Origin of the sequence: Enterobacter cloacae complex sp. ECL72, from assembly GCF_019056635.1 — a bacterium.
Taxonomy (GTDB): Bacteria; Pseudomonadota; Gammaproteobacteria; order Enterobacterales; family Enterobacteriaceae; genus Enterobacter; species Enterobacter hormaechei_C.
Genome location: NZ_CP077659.1, coordinates 1,994,965 through 2,011,224, shown reverse-complemented (window position 1 = coordinate 2,011,224; position 16,260 = coordinate 1,994,965). Strand labels below are relative to the sequence as shown.

Genomic DNA, 16,260 nt, shown 5'->3' with positions numbered 1-16,260 from the left:
TTCGCTTTTGTGTCCTTGGTATGCGCTGTATCAATGACTCGATGGCTACTCGCGTTAAAAAATTGCGAGAAATTGTTACCAGGGCGCATAAATACGCACATCCGCTCTCGACGATGCGGCGCGTGATGCCTATTATGCATAGGTTTCGCTTTATTTATGGGGAGGAAGGTATGCGTTCAGCATTTTGGGTCGGATGTGCCGCGTTACTGTTGTCGGCATGCAGCAATGAACCTGTACAGCAGGCGACAGCGGCACACGTTACGCCGGGTATGCGAGCGGCGATGTCCAGTTCAGGTCAGGCCAACTGCGCAATGATCGGCGGTTCACTCTCCGTTGCCCGTCAGCTCGACGGCTCCGCCATCGGCATGTGCGCATTGCCAAATGGCAAACGCTGTAGTGAGCAGTCGCTTGCCGTAGGTTCGTGCGGAAGTTACTGAGTTATTCGACTCGCTTAAACATCAATGTTTTATTGGCTGTCGCCAGCGTTAACTGGTCTTCGGTCAGGTCTACCTGTGCGCCTGCGCGTAGCATATCGGCGATGGTCTGATCCAGTTCATTTAGCTGCGGCTCGGTGCAGAGTTTCCGCGTCATTGCCAGCGTTTTGACCGTCAACTCGCCTTCGGACAGTTTCCCCTGGCCATTGAAGCCGTTGCACATTGTGCCGGAGACGACAATGTTGTTAATCAGGCTGATATTGGGTTGCGCACTGAAGCGAATTTCAGGCTGCGTTTTCCCGCCTTTAACCGCTTTGCCATCCACATTTTCCAGAACGAAACGATGATTCTCTAGCTGTTCGGTCTGAACGGAGGCTTTACCAGGATTAACGCATCCAGCCAGTGCGAGGCTGATTAAACTTACTGCCGCGAGCTTTTTCATTTTTTTTCTCAAACTATCAATACCGTAAATATTTTTTCAGTGTAACCATACCCTCCTGGGTGTTAATGGGGTTTATCTGAAAGTGCGGGAAGGGACCGGGCGGCGGCGCACCCGGTCAGTGAGTTAGTGCGATTTAAATCCGGCTGCGGCCATCAGCATTTTAAAGAGCATACTTACGCAGGCCAGCGCCAGAACGCTGCCGCCCCAGATGATGGCAAGCCACATCAAACGTTTCCATACAGGTTGTTGCATCAGTGATAACCCTCCCCATGCTGTACTTTTCCGCGAAAAACGTAATAACTCCAGAAGGTGTAGACCAGAATCACGGGAATGATCAACAGTGCACCCACTAACATAAAGCCCTGGCTTTGGACTGGCGCAGCGGCCTGCCACAGGGTAATGTCCGGCGGGATAATATGCGGCCAGATGCTGATCCCAAGCCCGCTAAAGCCAAGAAAAACCAGCCCTAATGTCATAATAAACGGCAGAGTATGGCTCGCAGGATCGTTCAGGCAGCGCCACTGGCACAGACTCAGGATCGCAACCAGCGCAGGAACGGGCAGCAGATAAAACAGATTCGGCAGCGTAAACCAGCGCGCAGCAATAGCTGGTTGGGCGAGAGGGGTCCAGATACTGATTACTGCAATGAATACCAGAAGCAGGAGCAGAAGCACTTTCGATACCTGACGCATCCGCTGTTGCAGGGCATTTTCGCTTTTCATTACCAGCCACGTTGAACCTAGCAGTGCGTAAGCCACTACAAGACCCGCACCGCAGAAAAAATTGAACGCGGTAAACCAGTCAAACGGACCACCGCTGTAAGCGCGACCAGTGACGCTGAACCCATGGATGACCGCGCCGACGGTGATGCCCTGGCTAAAGGTCGCCACAATTGATCCACCAATAAAGGCCTTATCCCAGAACGGGCGGTGCGCCGGAGTGGCCTTGAAGCGAAATTCGAAGGCGACGCCACGAAATATAAGCCCGATCAGCATTATTGTCAGTGGAATGGTTAGCGCATCGATGATAACCGCATAGGCGAGAGGAAAGGCGCCAAACAGGGCCGCACCGCCAAGCACCAGCCAGGTTTCGTTGCCATCCCAGACGGGAGCCACGCTATTGACCATCACGTCGCGGTCTTCCGCATTCGGCGTTGCCGGAAACAGGATGCCTATCCCCAAATCAAAACCGTCCATCACGATATACATCAACGTGGCGAAAACGATAATCACGAACCAGATAATGGAAAGATCGATACCCATTACGGTTACTCCTTAAATTCAGTGGTGACGGCAGAAAGCGGACGAGCAGGGCGGCCATCGGATTCAGTCGCGAAGGATTCATGGGGCTGCGGCCCTTTTTTAATCAGACGCACCATATAGCTGTAACCCACGCCGAATACCGCGGTATAAACCACGAAGAAGGCCAGCAAACTGACGCTCATGTGCAGATCGCCATGCGCGGAAACCGCATCCTTTGTACGCTGTAGACCATAGACGACCCAGGGCTGGCGGCCGACCTCCGTTGTTACCCATCCGGCGAGGATCGCGATCAGCCCGGACGGCCCCATCAGCAGGGCAAACCACAGGAAGGAACGTGAGGTATAAAGGCGCTGTTTATAACGCAGCCAGATTGCCGTCACGCCCAGGAGCAGCATCAACATTCCCAGGCCGGCCATGATGCGGAAAGACCAGAAGACAATGGTGGCGTTCGGGCGATCTTCTTTTGGGAACTCCTTCAATGCCGGAACCTGTTTATCGAGACTGTGGGTCAGGATCAGGCTGCCGAGAGCGGGAATTTCCAGGCCAAAACGGGTCCGTTCCTGCTCCATATCCGGCCAGCCAAATAGCAGCAGTGGGGTAGGCTCACCCGGCGGATTCTCCCAGTGGCCTTCAATGGCGGCTATTTTCGCTGGCTGGTGTTTTAAGGTATTAAGCCCGTGCATATCCCCCACCAGCGCCTGGACGGGGGCCACGATCAACGTCATCCACAACGCCATGGAGAACATGGTGCGAATAGCGGGCGTATTGTTTCCGCGCAGCAAATGCCAGGCCGCGGAGGCACCGACAAACAGCGCGCTGCTGAGAAATGCCGCTATCGACATGTGCAGAAGGCGGTAAGGGAAGGAGGGGTTAAACACCACGGCAAACCAGTCCACCGGAACGACCTGACCGTTGATGATTTCATACCCTTGCGGTGTCTGCATCCAGCTGTTTGACGAGAGGATCCAGAACGTAGACATGAGGGTCCCCAGTGCGACCATGCAGGTCGAAAAGAAGTGCAGCCCCGGCCCGACCTTATTCCAGCCAAACAACATTACTCCGAGAAACCCCGCCTCAAGGAAGAACGCGGTAAGCACTTCATAGGTCAGCAGGGGGCCGGTAATACTGCCCGCGAACTGGGAAAACCCACTCCAGTTAGTGCCAAACTGATAAGCCATCACCAGGCCAGAGACCACGCCCATCCCAAAGTTGACGGCGAAGATCTTCGACCAGAAATGGTACAGCGAGCGCCAGACGGGATTTTTTGTTTTCAGCCACAGCCCTTCCAGCACGGCGAGATAGCTCGCCAGGCCAATGGTTATCGCCGGAAAAATAATATGAAAGGATACGGTAAAGGCGAACTGTATTCGCGCAAGATGAAACGCATCTAAACCAAACATGCACTGCCTCAATGTTAAACGGTGTACTGTTATGATAGAGAGGCGGCAAATGAGATATCAGAAGCAGAATTTGATAAATTATCTATAACAGTTGTGGGAAAAGCTTAACTTTATCTGGCTGATATAGTTAACAAGGAAGAATAAAAAATTTCTTTTTATGATTTTTACGCATTAATCAGCTTGCTTTGTCGCCAGCAACATGCGTTAATGGATTTCTGGTTTTGAATCCAAATAAATATCTGACGTAGTTTTATAAAGCAGTTCTCATCACGTTGTGCCTCTCCGCAGCCTCTCTTGGGTCTTTATCTACATTCCGATTAGTTTTGTATCGAACCATTTTTTGCCTGATCGGCTCATGAGTAATTTACGTTTTTACGTTCAAAGGAGAATCCTATGACTTCTTATATCCATTTCCGCTGCCCATGCTGTCATGGCTCGCAGTACCGCACCTCAGCTTTTGATGTGTCTGACAAAAATCCGTTCGGCGCGAAATGCATTTTCTGCAAATCGTCGATGATCACGCTCGACCACCTGGCCGCAGCGCGTTCTGCTCAGAATCACATTACAGAGTACCGCAAGTAATCTGCCGCGTTTCCTATAACAGTTAGCAAAATCTTCTCTTTTTCTCCTGCTGATATACACTGTCAGCAATAAGGAGAATCTGATGAAAAAATACCAGCGTCTGGCGCAACAAATTATCTCGCAGATTGAGCTTGGCGTATGGTTGCCGGGCGATAAGCTGCCTTCTCTGCGAGAGCAGGTGGCAAGCAGCGGCATGAGTTTTATGACCGTGGGCCACGCGTATCAGATGCTGGAAAGTCAGGGGCGCATTGTTGCCAGACCGCAGTCAGGCTATTACGTTGCCGCCCGCCCGACCACACACCAGCCTGCACCGCCCGCGCAGGTGATGCGCGATGAAGTGGTCGACATCAACACCTATATTTTCGACGTGCTACAGGCCAGCCGCGACCCCTCCGTTGTCCCTTTTGCCTCGGCATTTCCCGATCCGCGCCTTTTCCCGCTTCAGCAACTCAACCGATCGCTGGCTAACGTCAGCAAAACGGCTACCGCCATGAGCGTGATCGAAAACCTGCCGCCGGGTAACGTCGACTTACGTCATGCCATTGCCCGTCGCTACGCTCAGCAGGGAATGAATATCTCCCCGGATGAAATTGTGATCACCGCGGGCGCGCTTGAGGCGCTCAACCTCAGTTTGCAGGCTGTGACTGAACCAGGGGACTGGGTTATCGTTGAAAACCCCTGTTTTTATGGCGCACTCCAGGCGCTTGAACGTCTGAAACTGAAAGCGCTGTCGGTTGCCACTGACGTGCGTGAGGGCATCGATCTCAGTGCCCTTGAGCAGGCGTTAAATGATTATCCGGTGAAAGCCTGCTGGCTGATGACCAACAGTCAGAACCCGCTCGGCTTCACGCTGAGTGCAGAGAAGAAAGCTCAGCTGGTGGCCTTACTCACCCGGCATAACGTCACGCTGATTGAAGACGATGTTTACAGCGAACTCTACTTTGGCCGCGAAAAGCCGCTTCCGGCAAAGGCCTGGGATAAGCAGGATATGACGTTGCACTGCTCCTCATTCTCCAAGTGTCTGGTGGCCGGTTTCCGTATTGGCTGGGTGGCGGCGGGAAAACATGCGCGCCGTATTCAGCAGTTGCAGCTGATGAGTACGTTGTCCACCAGCTCTCCCATGCAACTGGCGCTGGTGGATTACCTGGCGACCAAACGTTACGACGCCCACCTTCGCCGTCTGCGACGCACGCTTGCTGAACGCAAACAGCAGGCCTGGCAATCGCTTTTGCGTCATATGCCTGCCGGCGTCAAAATCCATCATAACGACAGCGGCTATTTTTTATGGCTGGAACTGCCTGAACAGCTGGATGCGGGGCGGTTGAGTGAGAAGGCGTTAACCCATCAAATCAGCATTGCGCCCGGCAAGATGTTTTCCACCTCCAATATCTGGACACCGTTTTTCCGTTTCAATACCTCATGGGGCTGGGGCGAGCGGGAAGAGCAGGCGGTCATCCAGCTGGCGGGGTTAATCCGCGAAATGATGCTGCACCCAGTCACACCTTGATGAAAATTCCTGAAGCGACATAACGCGCAGTCTACCTTTAGTAAGGGAGCGCGGATTGGTAACGTGACGTTGTCACGTTTCTGCCCGCCAGAACGTGTGCTGACAGCGAAAACAATGTCGATTTCAACAGGACGATGCTATGCAAAATCAATTGCTGATTAATGGTGAACTGGTGACCGGCGAAGGTGAGAAGCAGGCGGTTTATAATCCTGCCACGGGTGAAGTGCTGCTGGAGATTGCTGAAGCGTCGGCAGCACAGGTGGACGCTGCCGTCCAGGCTGCCGATCGCGCGTTCACAGAGTGGGGACAAACGACGCCGAAAACGCGCGCCGAATGTCTGTTGAAACTGGCTGATGTGATAGAAGCCAACGCTGACGCGTTCGCAAAAGTGGAGTCCCTTAACTGCGGGAAACCGCTGCACTGTGTTCAGGGAGATGAGATCCCGGCCGTGGTCGATGTGTTTCGCTTCTTTGCCGGGGCCGCCCGCTGCCTGAACGGGCTGGCTGCCGGAGAATACCTCGAAGGACATACCTCAATGATCCGCCGCGACCCGGTTGGCGTTGTCGCCTCTATTGCGCCCTGGAACTACCCTCTGATGATGGCGGCGTGGAAGCTGGCGCCCGCGCTGGCGGCGGGAAACTGTGTCGTCATCAAGCCGTCTGAAATTACCCCGTTGACGGCGCTGAAGCTGGCGGAACTGGCGAAAGATATCTTCCCGCCAGGCGTGCTGAACGTGCTGTTTGGTCGCGGAAAAACCGTAGGAGATCCGCTGACCGGCCACGAAAAAGTCCGTATGGTTTCTCTCACCGGCTCTATTGCTACCGGAGAACATATTATCGGGCATACCGCATCTTCAGTTAAACGTACCCATATGGAATTGGGCGGAAAAGCCCCGGTCATTGTCTTTGACGATGCAGATTTGGATGCCGTGGTTGAAGGCGTGCGTACGTTTGGTTTCTACAATGCTGGTCAGGATTGTACCGCAGCCTGTCGTATCTATGCCCAGAAGGGGATTTACCCCGCGCTGGTCGAAAAGCTGGGCGCAGCCGTTGCCAGCCTGAAAATGGGCGCGCCGGACGATGCGTCAACCGAGCTGGGACCGCTCAGCTCCGCAGCGCATCTTTCCCGCGTTTGCGCTGCCGTGGACGAAGCCAAAACCCTTGGACATATCCGCGTCGTCACCGGTGGCAGTAAAAGTGAGGGGGCAGGATATTACTTCCAGCCAACGCTGCTGGCCGGGGCGAAGCAGGAAGATGCGATCGTCCAGCGAGAAGTGTTTGGCCCGGTGGTCAGTGTGACAGAATTTGAGGATGAAGCGCAGGTGCTGAACTGGGCTAACGATTCGCAATACGGCCTGGCCTCGTCCGTCTGGACAAAAGACGTCGGACGCGCCCATCGCCTCAGCGCACGGTTGCAGTATGGCTGCACCTGGGTCAATACCCATTTTATGCTGGTGAGCGAAATGCCGCACGGCGGGATGAAGTTATCCGGTTATGGCAAAGATATGTCGGTCTACGGACTTGAGGATTACACGGTAGTCCGGCATGTCATGATAAAACACTAACATGTGACTAAGTGGCTGTAATATAAACCAATTATATTCCGGCCACTTTATTGTGGGGCATCTGTGGGGCATTGAAGTCAAAATTTGTGTTCAGCAGAGCTACCTGGTCGCCGTTTTGTTCAGACATCCATTTACCATATACGTTGAAAACCATCTGTGCATTAGTGTGTCCCATCTGGTTTGCAATGAAACTCGGGTTCGCCCCGGCACTTAATGCCCAGCAAGCGAATGTATGATGAGATTCATAAGCTTTCCTGTGCCTGATGCCTGCTCTTTTCAACAGGTGATTCCATGAAGAGGCTATCGACCCTGGTATGTAGCAAATGCTTTTTGATGGGTAACGCGCCGAGACATTCGGATTGAATACAAAGGTGCATAGGTCTGTTCTTTGTTTTCCGTACTCCCTGAGATGAACAACAATTTCATGCTGCTCCTTCATTCGTGTGAATTGCATCTGACTTTTAAGAGCCTCGATAGCTGGCTGAGTCAGGTTGATTGTCCTTATACCGCTTTCTGTTTTAGGTGGTGAGAAGTGATCAGAGATCGCCAGGTTTCTGTTAACTTTTATCGTCCATTTCACGATGTCTACATCCTCCCAGGCTAAAGCACAAATTTCACCATGACGCATGCCGGTACTTACGGCCAGAACCCAAAGATTTCTGATCTGCTGGTGATTAGTAGCCTGAAGCAAGCGCATAAACTCTTCTTTGGTGAGCGGGTCAGGCTCTGATTTTGATTTCCTGAGTGGACGAATATCAGATATGACCGAGCCATTTGTGTAACCGTTGCGCTCCGCAAACTTAAGCATCTCGAGCATCACAGCCATATAGCCGTTCACCGTTCGTACAGTTCTCCCTTTTTTGTGGGAGCGCTCAAGAGTTTTACCGATGAGCTGATAGCCAGTTAGAAGTTCATGCCTGAGAGACATGAGATCCTCGTGGGTAAGTGCTGAAATGGGCATCTCATCGTCCAGAATGCGAAGGCACATTTTCACGTACGACGTATACCGCATATGGGTGTTCTTCGCCAAAACCGTTTGCTTCAGGGCCAGCCATTTGTAAGCCATTTCCGAAACGGACGTCTTTAGTTTGCGATCGTCAATCACTTGAGCTCGTGGTGAGTTAGGGAACTGGGCGGTATAGTCGAATGTGCCGGTCCTGATGGCGTAGCAAATCGAAGTCCTCAACTCTCCAGCTATTTTTCTGTTTTTGGGTGTATCGGGAACGCCAAGACTTTCACGAACCCGCTCCCCCTGGTACATAAACCACAGGCGCAATGAGCCCCCGTGATTCTCTACCCCGGTTGGATATTTAGACATGCCTTTTCCTCGTTGTTAAACGCAGGGCTATTTAAGCAGATTTCTGGCGTGGGATCGCCGGGCGTTGCTTTTCAACCCAGTTATCGACTTCGAAACGGTTGTAAAGGATAGGTGAGTTGTCTTTAGGCTGAAGGTCTCCGGAATAGTGCTTATACTCGCGACCCTCAAGCCAGCTTTTTTCACGGGCCGACTTGATTGCATGCTTTGTCAGCCCGGTTAATGCAATCAGTAGTTCTTCTGATACCCATTTATTGGGTACCAGTTGGATCGTATCGCTCATGGGTGTCTCCAGGCAAAAAAGAAGCCCGGCGCGGGGCCGGGCAAAAGGGATGACGTTGCAGTGCTTTCGCACCCAATAGCCAGCTCATAACTGGCTATCAGTTGCGTCAGGCGAATCTGATTGTTCTGCGCTGCTTGTCGTCGCCTCGCAGTTTTTTAATCAGGTTGTATGCATCAGGAGCGCGCCATCTTTCACCAACGCACTCACGGTTCATCACCTCGACCAGATCATCCCACTGCTCAATAATCCCTTTGAAGGTTGGAACTCGTTTGGCGATAGCAGGGAAGTGATCCCGAATCTCCTGGATGGCTTCCAGTAACTTCATGCAACGCAACATATCGGATGGGTCATGCGGTGCGCCGAAATGGCTTCCGTAAAATGGCTTATCCAAACCCAAAGCAATGGATGCCATCGTCGCACTGCTAACGCCGACATCGCCTGTCGCCTGCCACTGCAAAACCTTCATTGCTAAATTTGACATAATTTCTCCTCATGCCGCGCGCCGGGCACGCAGCGATTTAATATGCTCGCTCGTCTCCAGTTCGGAACGTATCTGCGCCGACTCACGGTGATCGAGCGGTTCGAAGTCTTGGGTAAATCTGTCGATTGACGCGGTGTTGATCCGGCCCTGTCGCCAGTAGCGGACTATCTGAGAAGTGCAGCTTTGGATGATGACTGGCCAGCCGTGCTGGTCAGCGTAAATCTGACCCCGTTGAATTAGCTGGAACATTGGCTGACTCCTGGAAAGGTGAGAACTCTCCGTGGTTTTTGATAGAGAATTCACGGTAAGCCTCAGCAGCAGACTCAGCCGTCAAGAATGTACCGATATGGATTTTTTTCCCATTCAGCCTCGCCTGTGCTCTGAATTTTCCGCCTTTAAGTTTCGTCACCCCTTTGTAACCGGTGGTGTTGTTTGAGAAAAGTTTGGAGTTATAAGAGTTTCCTTTTCTATTGGTTTCCCTCAGGTTGCTTATCCTGTTATCGGCGCGATTCCCATTGATGTGATCGATAAGAGATGATGGGTAGTATCCATATGTGAAAGCCCAGGCAAGCCTGTGCAAACTATAGTGCTTGTTGTTATGGAAAATGCTCAGATAGCCTTTAACACCAAGCGAACCAACCTGTTCACCAATCACTCCTCTCCCAGTTCCGTTCAATTTATTCTTTCTAGTAAATTCACCGGTATCAGGATTGTAGGAATATAGTTCCTTCAGCTTACTTATCATCTTTCCCTCCCTGCACCATGAGGAAGACAATCATTGCGGCACGAAGTGGGTTATCGTTAAAGCTATATGCATCGTTGGGATGAAAAGCCTCAGCCCCCCAACCGCCTCTTTTGTCCGCGTCGCTCATTGCGTAAATGCTGATTTTATTTGCGGTGATTATCGGCCATGCGGCAGCCGCATCGTTGCAGTAGTCGGGAAGCGGTGATAGCGGGTTGAGCGAAGCATCCGCGTTACCGTAATACCATGAGTCACTTTTATTTCCCGCAGTGCCCGGCCTGCATGACCATAGTCCTTTGAAAACGACATCGCCGACCAGTTTGTTTATCTCAAAATCGCCTAGCTTGCTGTAATCCATCACATCCCCCTCTGCTTATTCCTCAATTCGATAACACCCTGGCAACTGGCGCACGTCTTGCAACCGGGAACGGCAGCGCGCCGCGGCTCGGGAATTGGTTCGTCGCATTCTTCACAACGCTCAGCCGATACGGCATTGCGGTCGATGCGGTGAGCGGAAAGGGCAGCGTTACGCTGAAGCTCTTCAATCTCTGCTGCGGTATCGATGATATCGGCCATGGTCAATGCTCCCGGAACTGTCGGTTAATTCGGTTGAAGGTGAATGCCAGCAATAAAAAAGGCCGCTTTAGCGACCTGGTGATTAGTGCCTTCATGCGGCACCGCCTTCATTCTTCTCGGCTTCGAGAGCCATATTTTCAAGCCGTCGCGATAGCTCGGCGGCCAGTGTCTGGAATTCTTCTTCTGTCGCCACCGGGATCGGCACAAAGCGAATCCCGATATGCGCCAGGTGGTTTGCAATTTCGAGGCTTTTCCTCAAATCAACTGGTGAGGCCCTGTTCATTCCGTACTGCCATTTTTTTCAGTTAGCACCAGCCTTCCGTCGCATAGAGCGCGGACGATTTCCTGATACTCCCAGCCGAAGTACATGCTTTCGACGTAGACTCGCAGAGGAGGATAATCATGCTGTTTGCGGCGAATGAAAGCCTCCGCTGCTTCACGGGTAAAATGAGCGTTGATGTTCTGCCACTCTTTGCGTGTACCGCAGACAGTGTGGCCATCAAGGTCAGTCAGCACTTCCCACTGAGCGTCTTCATCGAGATCCGTAAAGGCTGTGTCGCACTGGTCAATGCAGAAGGCGTTTAACTCTTCCTGCTGCTGTTCATCAAGATCATCCCAATACTCCTGCGGGCTGTCCCATTCGCATTCCTCGAAATGGACTATCTTCGATTCGCCGTACTCTTCTGCCAGGCCATAAATGGTTGCCTGCTTCTGAACCATGAAAATCGGATCGGCGGTGGCGTGACGATTAACACCATCGCCGCGATGGTGATACCTCAAGCGCTCAATGAAATCTGCGAATGTTTCCGGAGTTAATTTCGCTCCGTCTGCTATCGAATTGCTCATGAATCCACTCCGAAGCGGCGATTAAGCCGACCTGTGTATACAACGAACTCCAGGAGGCTAACTCCCAGATCTTCAATTTTCTTGTGATGCTTGTTGATGATGGGAGGCACCGTTTCGTTCCAGTTAGGCTTTGGCTTCTTGCGCATGGCCTGCTGGATTTCCTCTGTGCAGCGTCGGCAGGCTGAGCGGATGGCGTTGTCTGTTTCTGGCGTCATGCGGCCTCCGTTTTCACAACAACGATGGCACAACCGGGCAGCAGTTCTACCGCGGCGGTGTCGCACTGATTTCCCCAATGATCCCAGCCCGGCGCCGCGCAGCGGCTAAACAACTCAATGCGCGGAACATCACCGTAAAGCAGCTCCAGCCGGTGGCGCACTTCCCATGGCTTTTCGCTGTGCGCGCCGAGTGGGCTGTAGACCACCTGCTTAATCCCGGCGTGCTTTCGTTCCAGCCCGGCGCCGCGGGTAGCAATCAGCAGGTCTTCGGTATTGGCCCGGGTGTGGTTGCCACCGTTCATGCGCGTCTCGGCGTTAAGCAGATCGAGGAAGTCGTAAAAGTCGGTGACTTCACCCTCGGCCAGCGCCTTGTTGATGCGCAGTTCCGCGTTCTGGTTCAGCTTCACCCAGGTAAAGCCCTTCATCGTGCGAACGGTAAAACCCCAAGCCTCGGCCAGCTCGATAGCCTCCTGGTTATGCGTGCCGGTGTACCACATCGCCAGCACCGCATTTTCGGCGGCAAGCTCCCACACTGGCAGACGCTTGATGTCGATTAACTTCATTGTGGTGTAGTGGTCTGCGGCAGCGCCGTTGCTGATGGTGTTGCCGTAAGACCAGGGTGGATCGACATACAGAAGTGAGTATTTCGCTGTCATGCCGCCTCCTGCCTTTCCCGATATTCCTCAGCGAGCCGCTGGGCCTTTAATGGATTGCTGACCACTTCACCCCATGGCATTAGCCAGCCGTTACCAATGAAGGGAAGGCACATAGTGCCAACCCTGATGTCGTCGTGAGCGTGAGTCATAGGATGGACTCCATTTCGTCGATGTAGAGGCCCTGAGCAATCAGGCGGCGACGGCGTGCGGCACGCGCTATGCACGCCTGCCGCCTGCCTTCTTGCGACTGCTCTATGGCGCGCCGGGTGAAGAGGCGCGATTTACCTTGAGGCGTGATGACTTTTGGCTTCGTGACCAGGTCGAATGTCCGGTCACAGATGCCGTCCTCGTTGAGCCATTTTTTCGACTCAACGATCTGCGCTATCTGTCCGGTACCGCGGGTGATGCCGTTGGCGACCCGGTTGAACTCGATGAGCGTTACGCCGAACTTCTCCGCGATTTCGCTACCGGTTACCGGGCGGCCGCGCGTCTGAATCATCCAGATAACGCGCTCACGGAGGCCAGAGAATTGCCCGGTTCGCCCGGGCCTGCGGTAGAAGGGAGTGCGTTTCATGCTGCACGCTCTGTGATTTTCTGAATTTCCGATTCCAGATCTGCAAGGAAGCTCTTAACCTCAGACTCGATTTCGCGCGCCAGATCTTCATCGAAATGAATGCGCTTCTTGAAATAGGCGAGGTCAGGCGGCAGGCGATCATCGAAACTAACGAAATCACACCATTTCCGCCCGGTGCACATCATCTGTGCATGCATTTGCAGCATGTACTGGCGCTTTGGCTCGTCAGTTTTCAGCGTTTCAAGATGGGTCCAGGTGTTGGGGCATTTGATTTCGATAAGCCCGTCGTCGTTAACAAGTCCGTCCGGGCTGGCTGCGAATCCGGGTATGGTTGGGTGATCGATGAGTCCAACTTCAGTGATTTCCGCATCGAACTCATTCAGCGCGTACATTTCGCGCGCCACTGGCTCAAGTTCAGTGCCGCGCATCATCGCGGCATTCGAAAAACCTTCCTCCAGCTTCCCGGTCAGTCGTTGGCAAATCAGCTCGGCCATGTAGTTCTGGCGGCTGGCGGAGTAGCCCGACTTAGTTCGGGCCATGACATCAGCCAGGCGGCTGGCAGTGACCTTGCCGCAGCGCGCAGCAAACCATTCAGGGGTGCGTTGCTCCATCATTCAGCCTCCGTCTCTGCGACATTGACAGGTTCGGCGTTATCGACAGCAAGACTCATGTCATACATGCGTCGCTTCTCAACTGCGCCGATCACCTGCTTCTCTTCAGCGCTCAGCGCCACCCAGAACTCTTGATACTTAACGGTTCCAAGGCGTGCGGCAGACTCACCTTTTGCGATCAGATCCGGGCGACGGCTATCTGATTCATGGCCCGCATGAACCTCTGCCGTTGTTCCTTCAATAACTCGCTCTGCCTCGTCCTGGTCGAAGATGCCAGCGAAACCAAAGGCCAGGCGCGCGCATTGGATAAGCGTCTTGTGGCGAAGCATGCGGGTAGGGTGGGACTGCCATGGCTGAGTGTTGCGCTTACACTCTCCCATGTACTCGGTGACGATAGTCGGGTGCTTACGGTCTTTGCGGTAAATCTTGCAGGTGCACGCGCCTTCCTCTTTGTCGTAAGAGAACTCCATGCCGTCAAACTGAGGATGTTCGTTGATAATGCGAGCCCATCCATCAACGCCGACGACCGGGACAATCCCGCCTTTATCTGGGAATGCGTAAATCTCTTTGGTCCATGGGTTCAGGCCGTACTGGTTGGCGACGATCAGCAGGGCAGTAAACTGCTCGTCGGTGACGTTACCGCCTTTGAACGCTGTGTTCTTCAGCGTATTCATCAGGTCCGTACCGGCATCCATGCCGAGGCGTGCGGCCAGTTTCCCGGCCATGGTGGAAAGTGCAGTACTCATTGTTAATCCCCTCAAAAATTAAAACGGACAGCCGGTACGGTGTTCCCAGTCGTGTTCCGCCTGGGCGTAAGCAACTGCCGAAATGAAATCGTTGTAGGCCTCGCCAGCTTTATCGCTGCGAAGTCCTTCGTATGGGCTGGAGTCAATCGGGACCGTGAAGTGGAAGAGGCCGGACGGCTCTTTCGGCATCATGTCGATGATTTCCCGCGCCCGGTCGCCGATCCACTTCTCTTTTTCGTCGGTGAGTTGCTGCTCAGCCCATCGCCGATCTTCGATGCGGTCGTAAGTTAGGTATGCGTTCATGGTTGCCTCAGTAATGAATTTTCGCGCAGGGGATCAGGTCATCTTTTAGAGCGGTAAGAACTTCGATAGCCTGTTCGCGGGTTAAGCTGGTATTGCTGGTGAGCGCGTTAACGATGTTGGTGCCGACCGTCTTGCGGTGCTTTACGTCAGCTTCGCGCTTTGCCTGTTCGTCTGCGATGCGCTTCTCTTCGGCTAGGCGTTTCTCTTCTGCCTGTTTTGCCTTGAGGCGCTCAGCTTCCACTGCCGCGGCTTTTTCGCGTTCCGCCCGGGCTTCTGCTTCCTGCTTCTCGCGAGCTGCACGCTGTTCCGCTTCGACGCGCTGGCGCTCCGCAGCTTCTGCACGTGCTTTCTCATCAGCTTCACGGCGTGCTGCGGCTTCAATCTCCGCTTTGTGCTTCGCTTCGGCATCGCGGCGGGCCTGTTCTGCCGCTTCGCGCTTAATGCGTTCTTCGTGCTCACGCTGAGCCTGTTCCGCCAGGCGGCGCTGCTCTTCGCGGTCACGGTCAAACTTTTCATTCATCAGCAGAGCCATTTCGTGGTCTGCTTCGATCTGCGCGGCGCGCTGGTCATCGAACATCTTGTTCATCACCAATGCTTCTTCGTGCATAGCGTTCCAGGCTTCTTCCACCCGGATTCGTTCCTGCTCAGCTTCCCATTCGGTTAGAGGACGGCGCACTTCATCCTTAAGCGCGTCCAGCCGCTCACGCACAATGCGGCGGCTTTCGTCGATCTGCTTAGGCAGGGCTTTAAGCTCAGCAACCAGATCCTTACCGGCGTTGTCGATGTAGGTTTTGGAACGGGCAACCTTATGCGCCATGGATGCGATAGCGTCACGGCCTTTGCGGGTCGACACATCCGGCACCAGGCTGCGAGCTTCTTTCTCGATCGCCTCAATAATCGGGTCGAGCTGCTCTTTGGTGGTGAATACCGCCATTGCGTTCTGTTTCTCAATGACGACTAAATCCGTTACTTCGCTCATGGTTTCTCCTGAAATTTGGATGTGCAGATCCCGCCCGCAGAAAGCCAGGCCGATCGGTTGAATAGGGTGGTTGGTATCAGTGAACCATCGGCTCGCCGCGCTCATTCAGCAGCACAACGACGGAATCACTTTTGATGATGGTTTTTTCGAAGATGTTGAAGGCGTACAGGCCTTTCTCAACGTTCGCAGAGGCGCGATAAGTTTTGCCGTGGTGTTGCAGCATTGTGCCCGGTAAAACCTCGCTACGTGGCACTGATGCGGTGCCATAGTGCATTCCGATCATACCTTCACCTCAACCTGTTTCAGGAGGCCAGCGATATGCATCTGCTGGCGGTTAAGTACCAGCTTTTCACGCGGCGCCGATATCGACGTCAGCTGCCACTCGTTATCGTTGAGCTTTTTTGCGGTGTACTGCTTACCGTTGTGGGTGACAGTCATGATTCAGTCTCCAAGTGGCCGTTGCTGCGCAACCATGCGATAACGTCATCTGCATCAAGCCGATCAAGAATGTCGTCGATGTGACCTGCGGCCTCAGCCCAGTCGATGTAGTCATTAAGATCGATTTCCTGAAAGAGCGCTTTCCCTTCAATTTCAGAGACAAGATCAGAGAGCTCTACGCCGCGGACTTCTAAATTTACGTGGTCACGGTAACCACTTGTTGAAACATCAATACCTGTAGCTTTCACTTCAAAATCAATTGCCATGATTTCCTCTTGGCCTTATCGCGGCGAACGGAACTGTT

The 16,260-nt window shown here is 53.3% G+C and carries 28 protein-coding genes; 4 read left to right on the top strand and 24 right to left on the bottom strand.

Annotation, left to right across the window (positions count from 1 at the left end; all coding sequences use genetic code 11):
* The first annotated feature begins 170 nt into the window (after positions 1-170).
* Positions 171-437 (top strand): DUF333 domain-containing protein, encoded by a 267-nt coding sequence (locus KTH07_RS09840; RefSeq protein WP_003856935.1) that lies wholly within the window; start codon positions 171-173, stop codon positions 435-437.
* Position 438: 1 nt separating this feature from the next.
* Here the strand turns inward: KTH07_RS09840 and hslJ are convergent, their stop codons facing one another.
* The 4 genes from hslJ to KTH07_RS09820 all read right to left on the bottom strand — a co-directional run bounded on the left by hslJ (position 439) and on the right by KTH07_RS09820 (position 3,538).
* Positions 439-876 carry a heat shock protein HslJ gene (gene hslJ, locus KTH07_RS09835; RefSeq protein ID WP_023303803.1) on the bottom strand — a complete coding sequence of 146 codons (438 nt, stop codon included), beginning with the start codon at positions 874-876 and terminating at the stop codon, positions 439-441.
* A 123-nt stretch (positions 877-999) separates the two neighbouring features.
* Positions 1,000-1,128, bottom strand: coding sequence for a DUF2474 domain-containing protein (locus KTH07_RS09830; protein WP_017693358.1), 129 nt, complete (start codon positions 1,126-1,128; stop codon positions 1,000-1,002).
* Entirely contained in the window at positions 1,128-2,138 is a 1,011-nt protein-coding gene (gene cydB / locus KTH07_RS09825) for a cytochrome d ubiquinol oxidase subunit II (protein ID WP_023303802.1), read from the bottom strand. The genes KTH07_RS09830 and cydB overlap by 1 nt, the downstream gene beginning before the upstream one ends.
* Positions 2,139-2,143: 5 nt before the next feature.
* A complete protein-coding gene (locus tag KTH07_RS09820) occupies positions 2,144-3,538 on the bottom strand; it encodes a cytochrome ubiquinol oxidase subunit I (RefSeq protein WP_015570438.1) in 1,395 nt (464 codons plus the stop codon).
* 393 nt (positions 3,539-3,931) lie between these two features.
* Between KTH07_RS09820 and KTH07_RS09815 the strand changes: the two genes are divergently transcribed.
* From KTH07_RS09815 to patD, 3 genes are all read left to right on the top strand, one after another.
* A complete protein-coding gene (locus KTH07_RS09815) occupies positions 3,932-4,120 on the top strand; it encodes a hypothetical protein (protein ID WP_017693360.1) in 189 nt (62 codons plus the stop codon).
* Between the two features lie 82 nt (positions 4,121-4,202).
* Positions 4,203-5,627, top strand: coding sequence for a PLP-dependent aminotransferase family protein (locus tag KTH07_RS09810; protein WP_023303801.1), 1,425 nt, complete (start codon positions 4,203-4,205; stop codon positions 5,625-5,627).
* A 139-nt stretch (positions 5,628-5,766) separates the two neighbouring features.
* Positions 5,767-7,191 (top strand): aminobutyraldehyde dehydrogenase, encoded by a 1,425-nt coding sequence (patD, locus tag KTH07_RS09805; protein ID WP_023303800.1) that lies wholly within the window; start codon positions 5,767-5,769, stop codon positions 7,189-7,191.
* A gap of 31 nt (positions 7,192-7,222) precedes the next feature.
* Here the strand turns inward: patD and KTH07_RS09800 are convergent, their stop codons facing one another.
* The 20 genes from KTH07_RS09800 to KTH07_RS09705 form a co-directional block, all read right to left on the bottom strand.
* Entirely contained in the window at positions 7,223-8,509 is a 1,287-nt protein-coding gene (locus KTH07_RS09800) for a site-specific integrase (protein WP_217310940.1), read from the bottom strand.
* Between the two features lie 31 nt (positions 8,510-8,540).
* Entirely contained in the window at positions 8,541-8,789 is a 249-nt protein-coding gene (locus tag KTH07_RS09795) for an excisionase family protein (protein ID WP_023306353.1), read from the bottom strand.
* A 106-nt stretch (positions 8,790-8,895) separates the two neighbouring features.
* Positions 8,896-9,270, bottom strand: coding sequence for a hypothetical protein (locus KTH07_RS09790; RefSeq protein WP_045331910.1), 375 nt, complete (start codon positions 9,268-9,270; stop codon positions 8,896-8,898).
* A gap of 9 nt (positions 9,271-9,279) precedes the next feature.
* The gene (locus KTH07_RS09785; protein WP_045331908.1) at positions 9,280-9,519 is read right to left on the bottom strand and encodes a DUF4222 domain-containing protein; all 240 of its coding nucleotides are present in this window, start codon (positions 9,517-9,519) and stop codon (positions 9,280-9,282) included.
* The gene (locus KTH07_RS09780; protein ID WP_045331906.1) at positions 9,482-10,015 is read right to left on the bottom strand and encodes an HNH endonuclease; all 534 of its coding nucleotides are present in this window, start codon (positions 10,013-10,015) and stop codon (positions 9,482-9,484) included. Before KTH07_RS09780 ends, KTH07_RS09785 begins: the two co-directional genes overlap by 38 nt.
* Complete coding sequence (locus KTH07_RS09775) at positions 10,005-10,370, bottom strand: phage protein NinX family protein (RefSeq protein WP_059443472.1); 366 nt, start codon at positions 10,368-10,370, stop codon at positions 10,005-10,007. The genes KTH07_RS09780 and KTH07_RS09775 overlap by 11 nt, the downstream gene beginning before the upstream one ends.
* Positions 10,370-10,588, bottom strand: coding sequence for a TraR/DksA family transcriptional regulator (locus KTH07_RS09770; RefSeq protein WP_048248461.1), 219 nt, complete (start codon positions 10,586-10,588; stop codon positions 10,370-10,372). The genes KTH07_RS09775 and KTH07_RS09770 overlap by 1 nt, the downstream gene beginning before the upstream one ends.
* A 91-nt stretch (positions 10,589-10,679) precedes the next feature.
* Positions 10,680-10,871: a DUF1382 family protein gene (locus KTH07_RS09765; RefSeq protein WP_045332477.1), complete on the bottom strand. Its 192-nt coding sequence runs from the start codon at positions 10,869-10,871 to the stop codon at positions 10,680-10,682.
* Positions 10,868-11,434 carry a hypothetical protein gene (locus KTH07_RS09760; RefSeq protein ID WP_045332478.1) on the bottom strand — a complete coding sequence of 189 codons (567 nt, stop codon included), beginning with the start codon at positions 11,432-11,434 and terminating at the stop codon, positions 10,868-10,870. The genes KTH07_RS09765 and KTH07_RS09760 overlap by 4 nt, the downstream gene beginning before the upstream one ends.
* Positions 11,431-11,649: a hypothetical protein gene (locus KTH07_RS09755; RefSeq protein WP_045332479.1), complete on the bottom strand. Its 219-nt coding sequence runs from the start codon at positions 11,647-11,649 to the stop codon at positions 11,431-11,433. Before KTH07_RS09755 ends, KTH07_RS09760 begins: the two co-directional genes overlap by 4 nt.
* Positions 11,646-12,305 carry an MT-A70 family methyltransferase gene (locus KTH07_RS09750; RefSeq protein ID WP_045332480.1) on the bottom strand — a complete coding sequence of 220 codons (660 nt, stop codon included), beginning with the start codon at positions 12,303-12,305 and terminating at the stop codon, positions 11,646-11,648. Before KTH07_RS09750 ends, KTH07_RS09755 begins: the two co-directional genes overlap by 4 nt.
* A complete protein-coding gene (locus KTH07_RS09745) occupies positions 12,302-12,454 on the bottom strand; it encodes a DUF1317 family protein (protein WP_017383247.1) in 153 nt (50 codons plus the stop codon). The genes KTH07_RS09750 and KTH07_RS09745 overlap by 4 nt, the downstream gene beginning before the upstream one ends.
* Positions 12,451-12,879 carry a hypothetical protein gene (locus tag KTH07_RS09740; RefSeq protein WP_059444916.1) on the bottom strand — a complete coding sequence of 143 codons (429 nt, stop codon included), beginning with the start codon at positions 12,877-12,879 and terminating at the stop codon, positions 12,451-12,453. Before KTH07_RS09740 ends, KTH07_RS09745 begins: the two co-directional genes overlap by 4 nt.
* The gene (locus KTH07_RS09735) at positions 12,876-13,493 is read right to left on the bottom strand and encodes a lambda exonuclease family protein (RefSeq protein WP_059444915.1); all 618 of its coding nucleotides are present in this window, start codon (positions 13,491-13,493) and stop codon (positions 12,876-12,878) included. Before KTH07_RS09735 ends, KTH07_RS09740 begins: the two co-directional genes overlap by 4 nt.
* A complete protein-coding gene (gene bet, locus KTH07_RS09730) occupies positions 13,490-14,236 on the bottom strand; it encodes a phage recombination protein Bet (protein ID WP_044856898.1) in 747 nt (248 codons plus the stop codon). Before bet ends, KTH07_RS09735 begins: the two co-directional genes overlap by 4 nt.
* Before the next feature lie 18 nt (positions 14,237-14,254).
* Positions 14,255-14,539 (bottom strand): host nuclease inhibitor GamL, encoded by a 285-nt coding sequence (gene gamL, locus KTH07_RS09725; protein ID WP_059444914.1) that lies wholly within the window; start codon positions 14,537-14,539, stop codon positions 14,255-14,257.
* A gap of 7 nt (positions 14,540-14,546) precedes the next feature.
* Positions 14,547-15,518 carry a hypothetical protein gene (locus tag KTH07_RS09720; RefSeq protein WP_059444913.1) on the bottom strand — a complete coding sequence of 324 codons (972 nt, stop codon included), beginning with the start codon at positions 15,516-15,518 and terminating at the stop codon, positions 14,547-14,549.
* A 76-nt stretch (positions 15,519-15,594) separates the two neighbouring features.
* On the bottom strand, positions 15,595-15,801 hold the full coding sequence (locus tag KTH07_RS09715; RefSeq protein WP_001752704.1) for a cell division protein FtsZ: 207 nt from the start codon (positions 15,799-15,801) through the stop codon (positions 15,595-15,597).
* Complete coding sequence (locus KTH07_RS09710) at positions 15,798-15,956, bottom strand: hypothetical protein (protein WP_059444912.1); 159 nt, start codon at positions 15,954-15,956, stop codon at positions 15,798-15,800. The genes KTH07_RS09715 and KTH07_RS09710 overlap by 4 nt, the downstream gene beginning before the upstream one ends.
* Entirely contained in the window at positions 15,953-16,222 is a 270-nt protein-coding gene (locus tag KTH07_RS09705) for a hypothetical protein (protein ID WP_059444911.1), read from the bottom strand. Before KTH07_RS09705 ends, KTH07_RS09710 begins: the two co-directional genes overlap by 4 nt.
* Between the last annotated feature and the right edge of the window lie 38 nt (positions 16,223-16,260).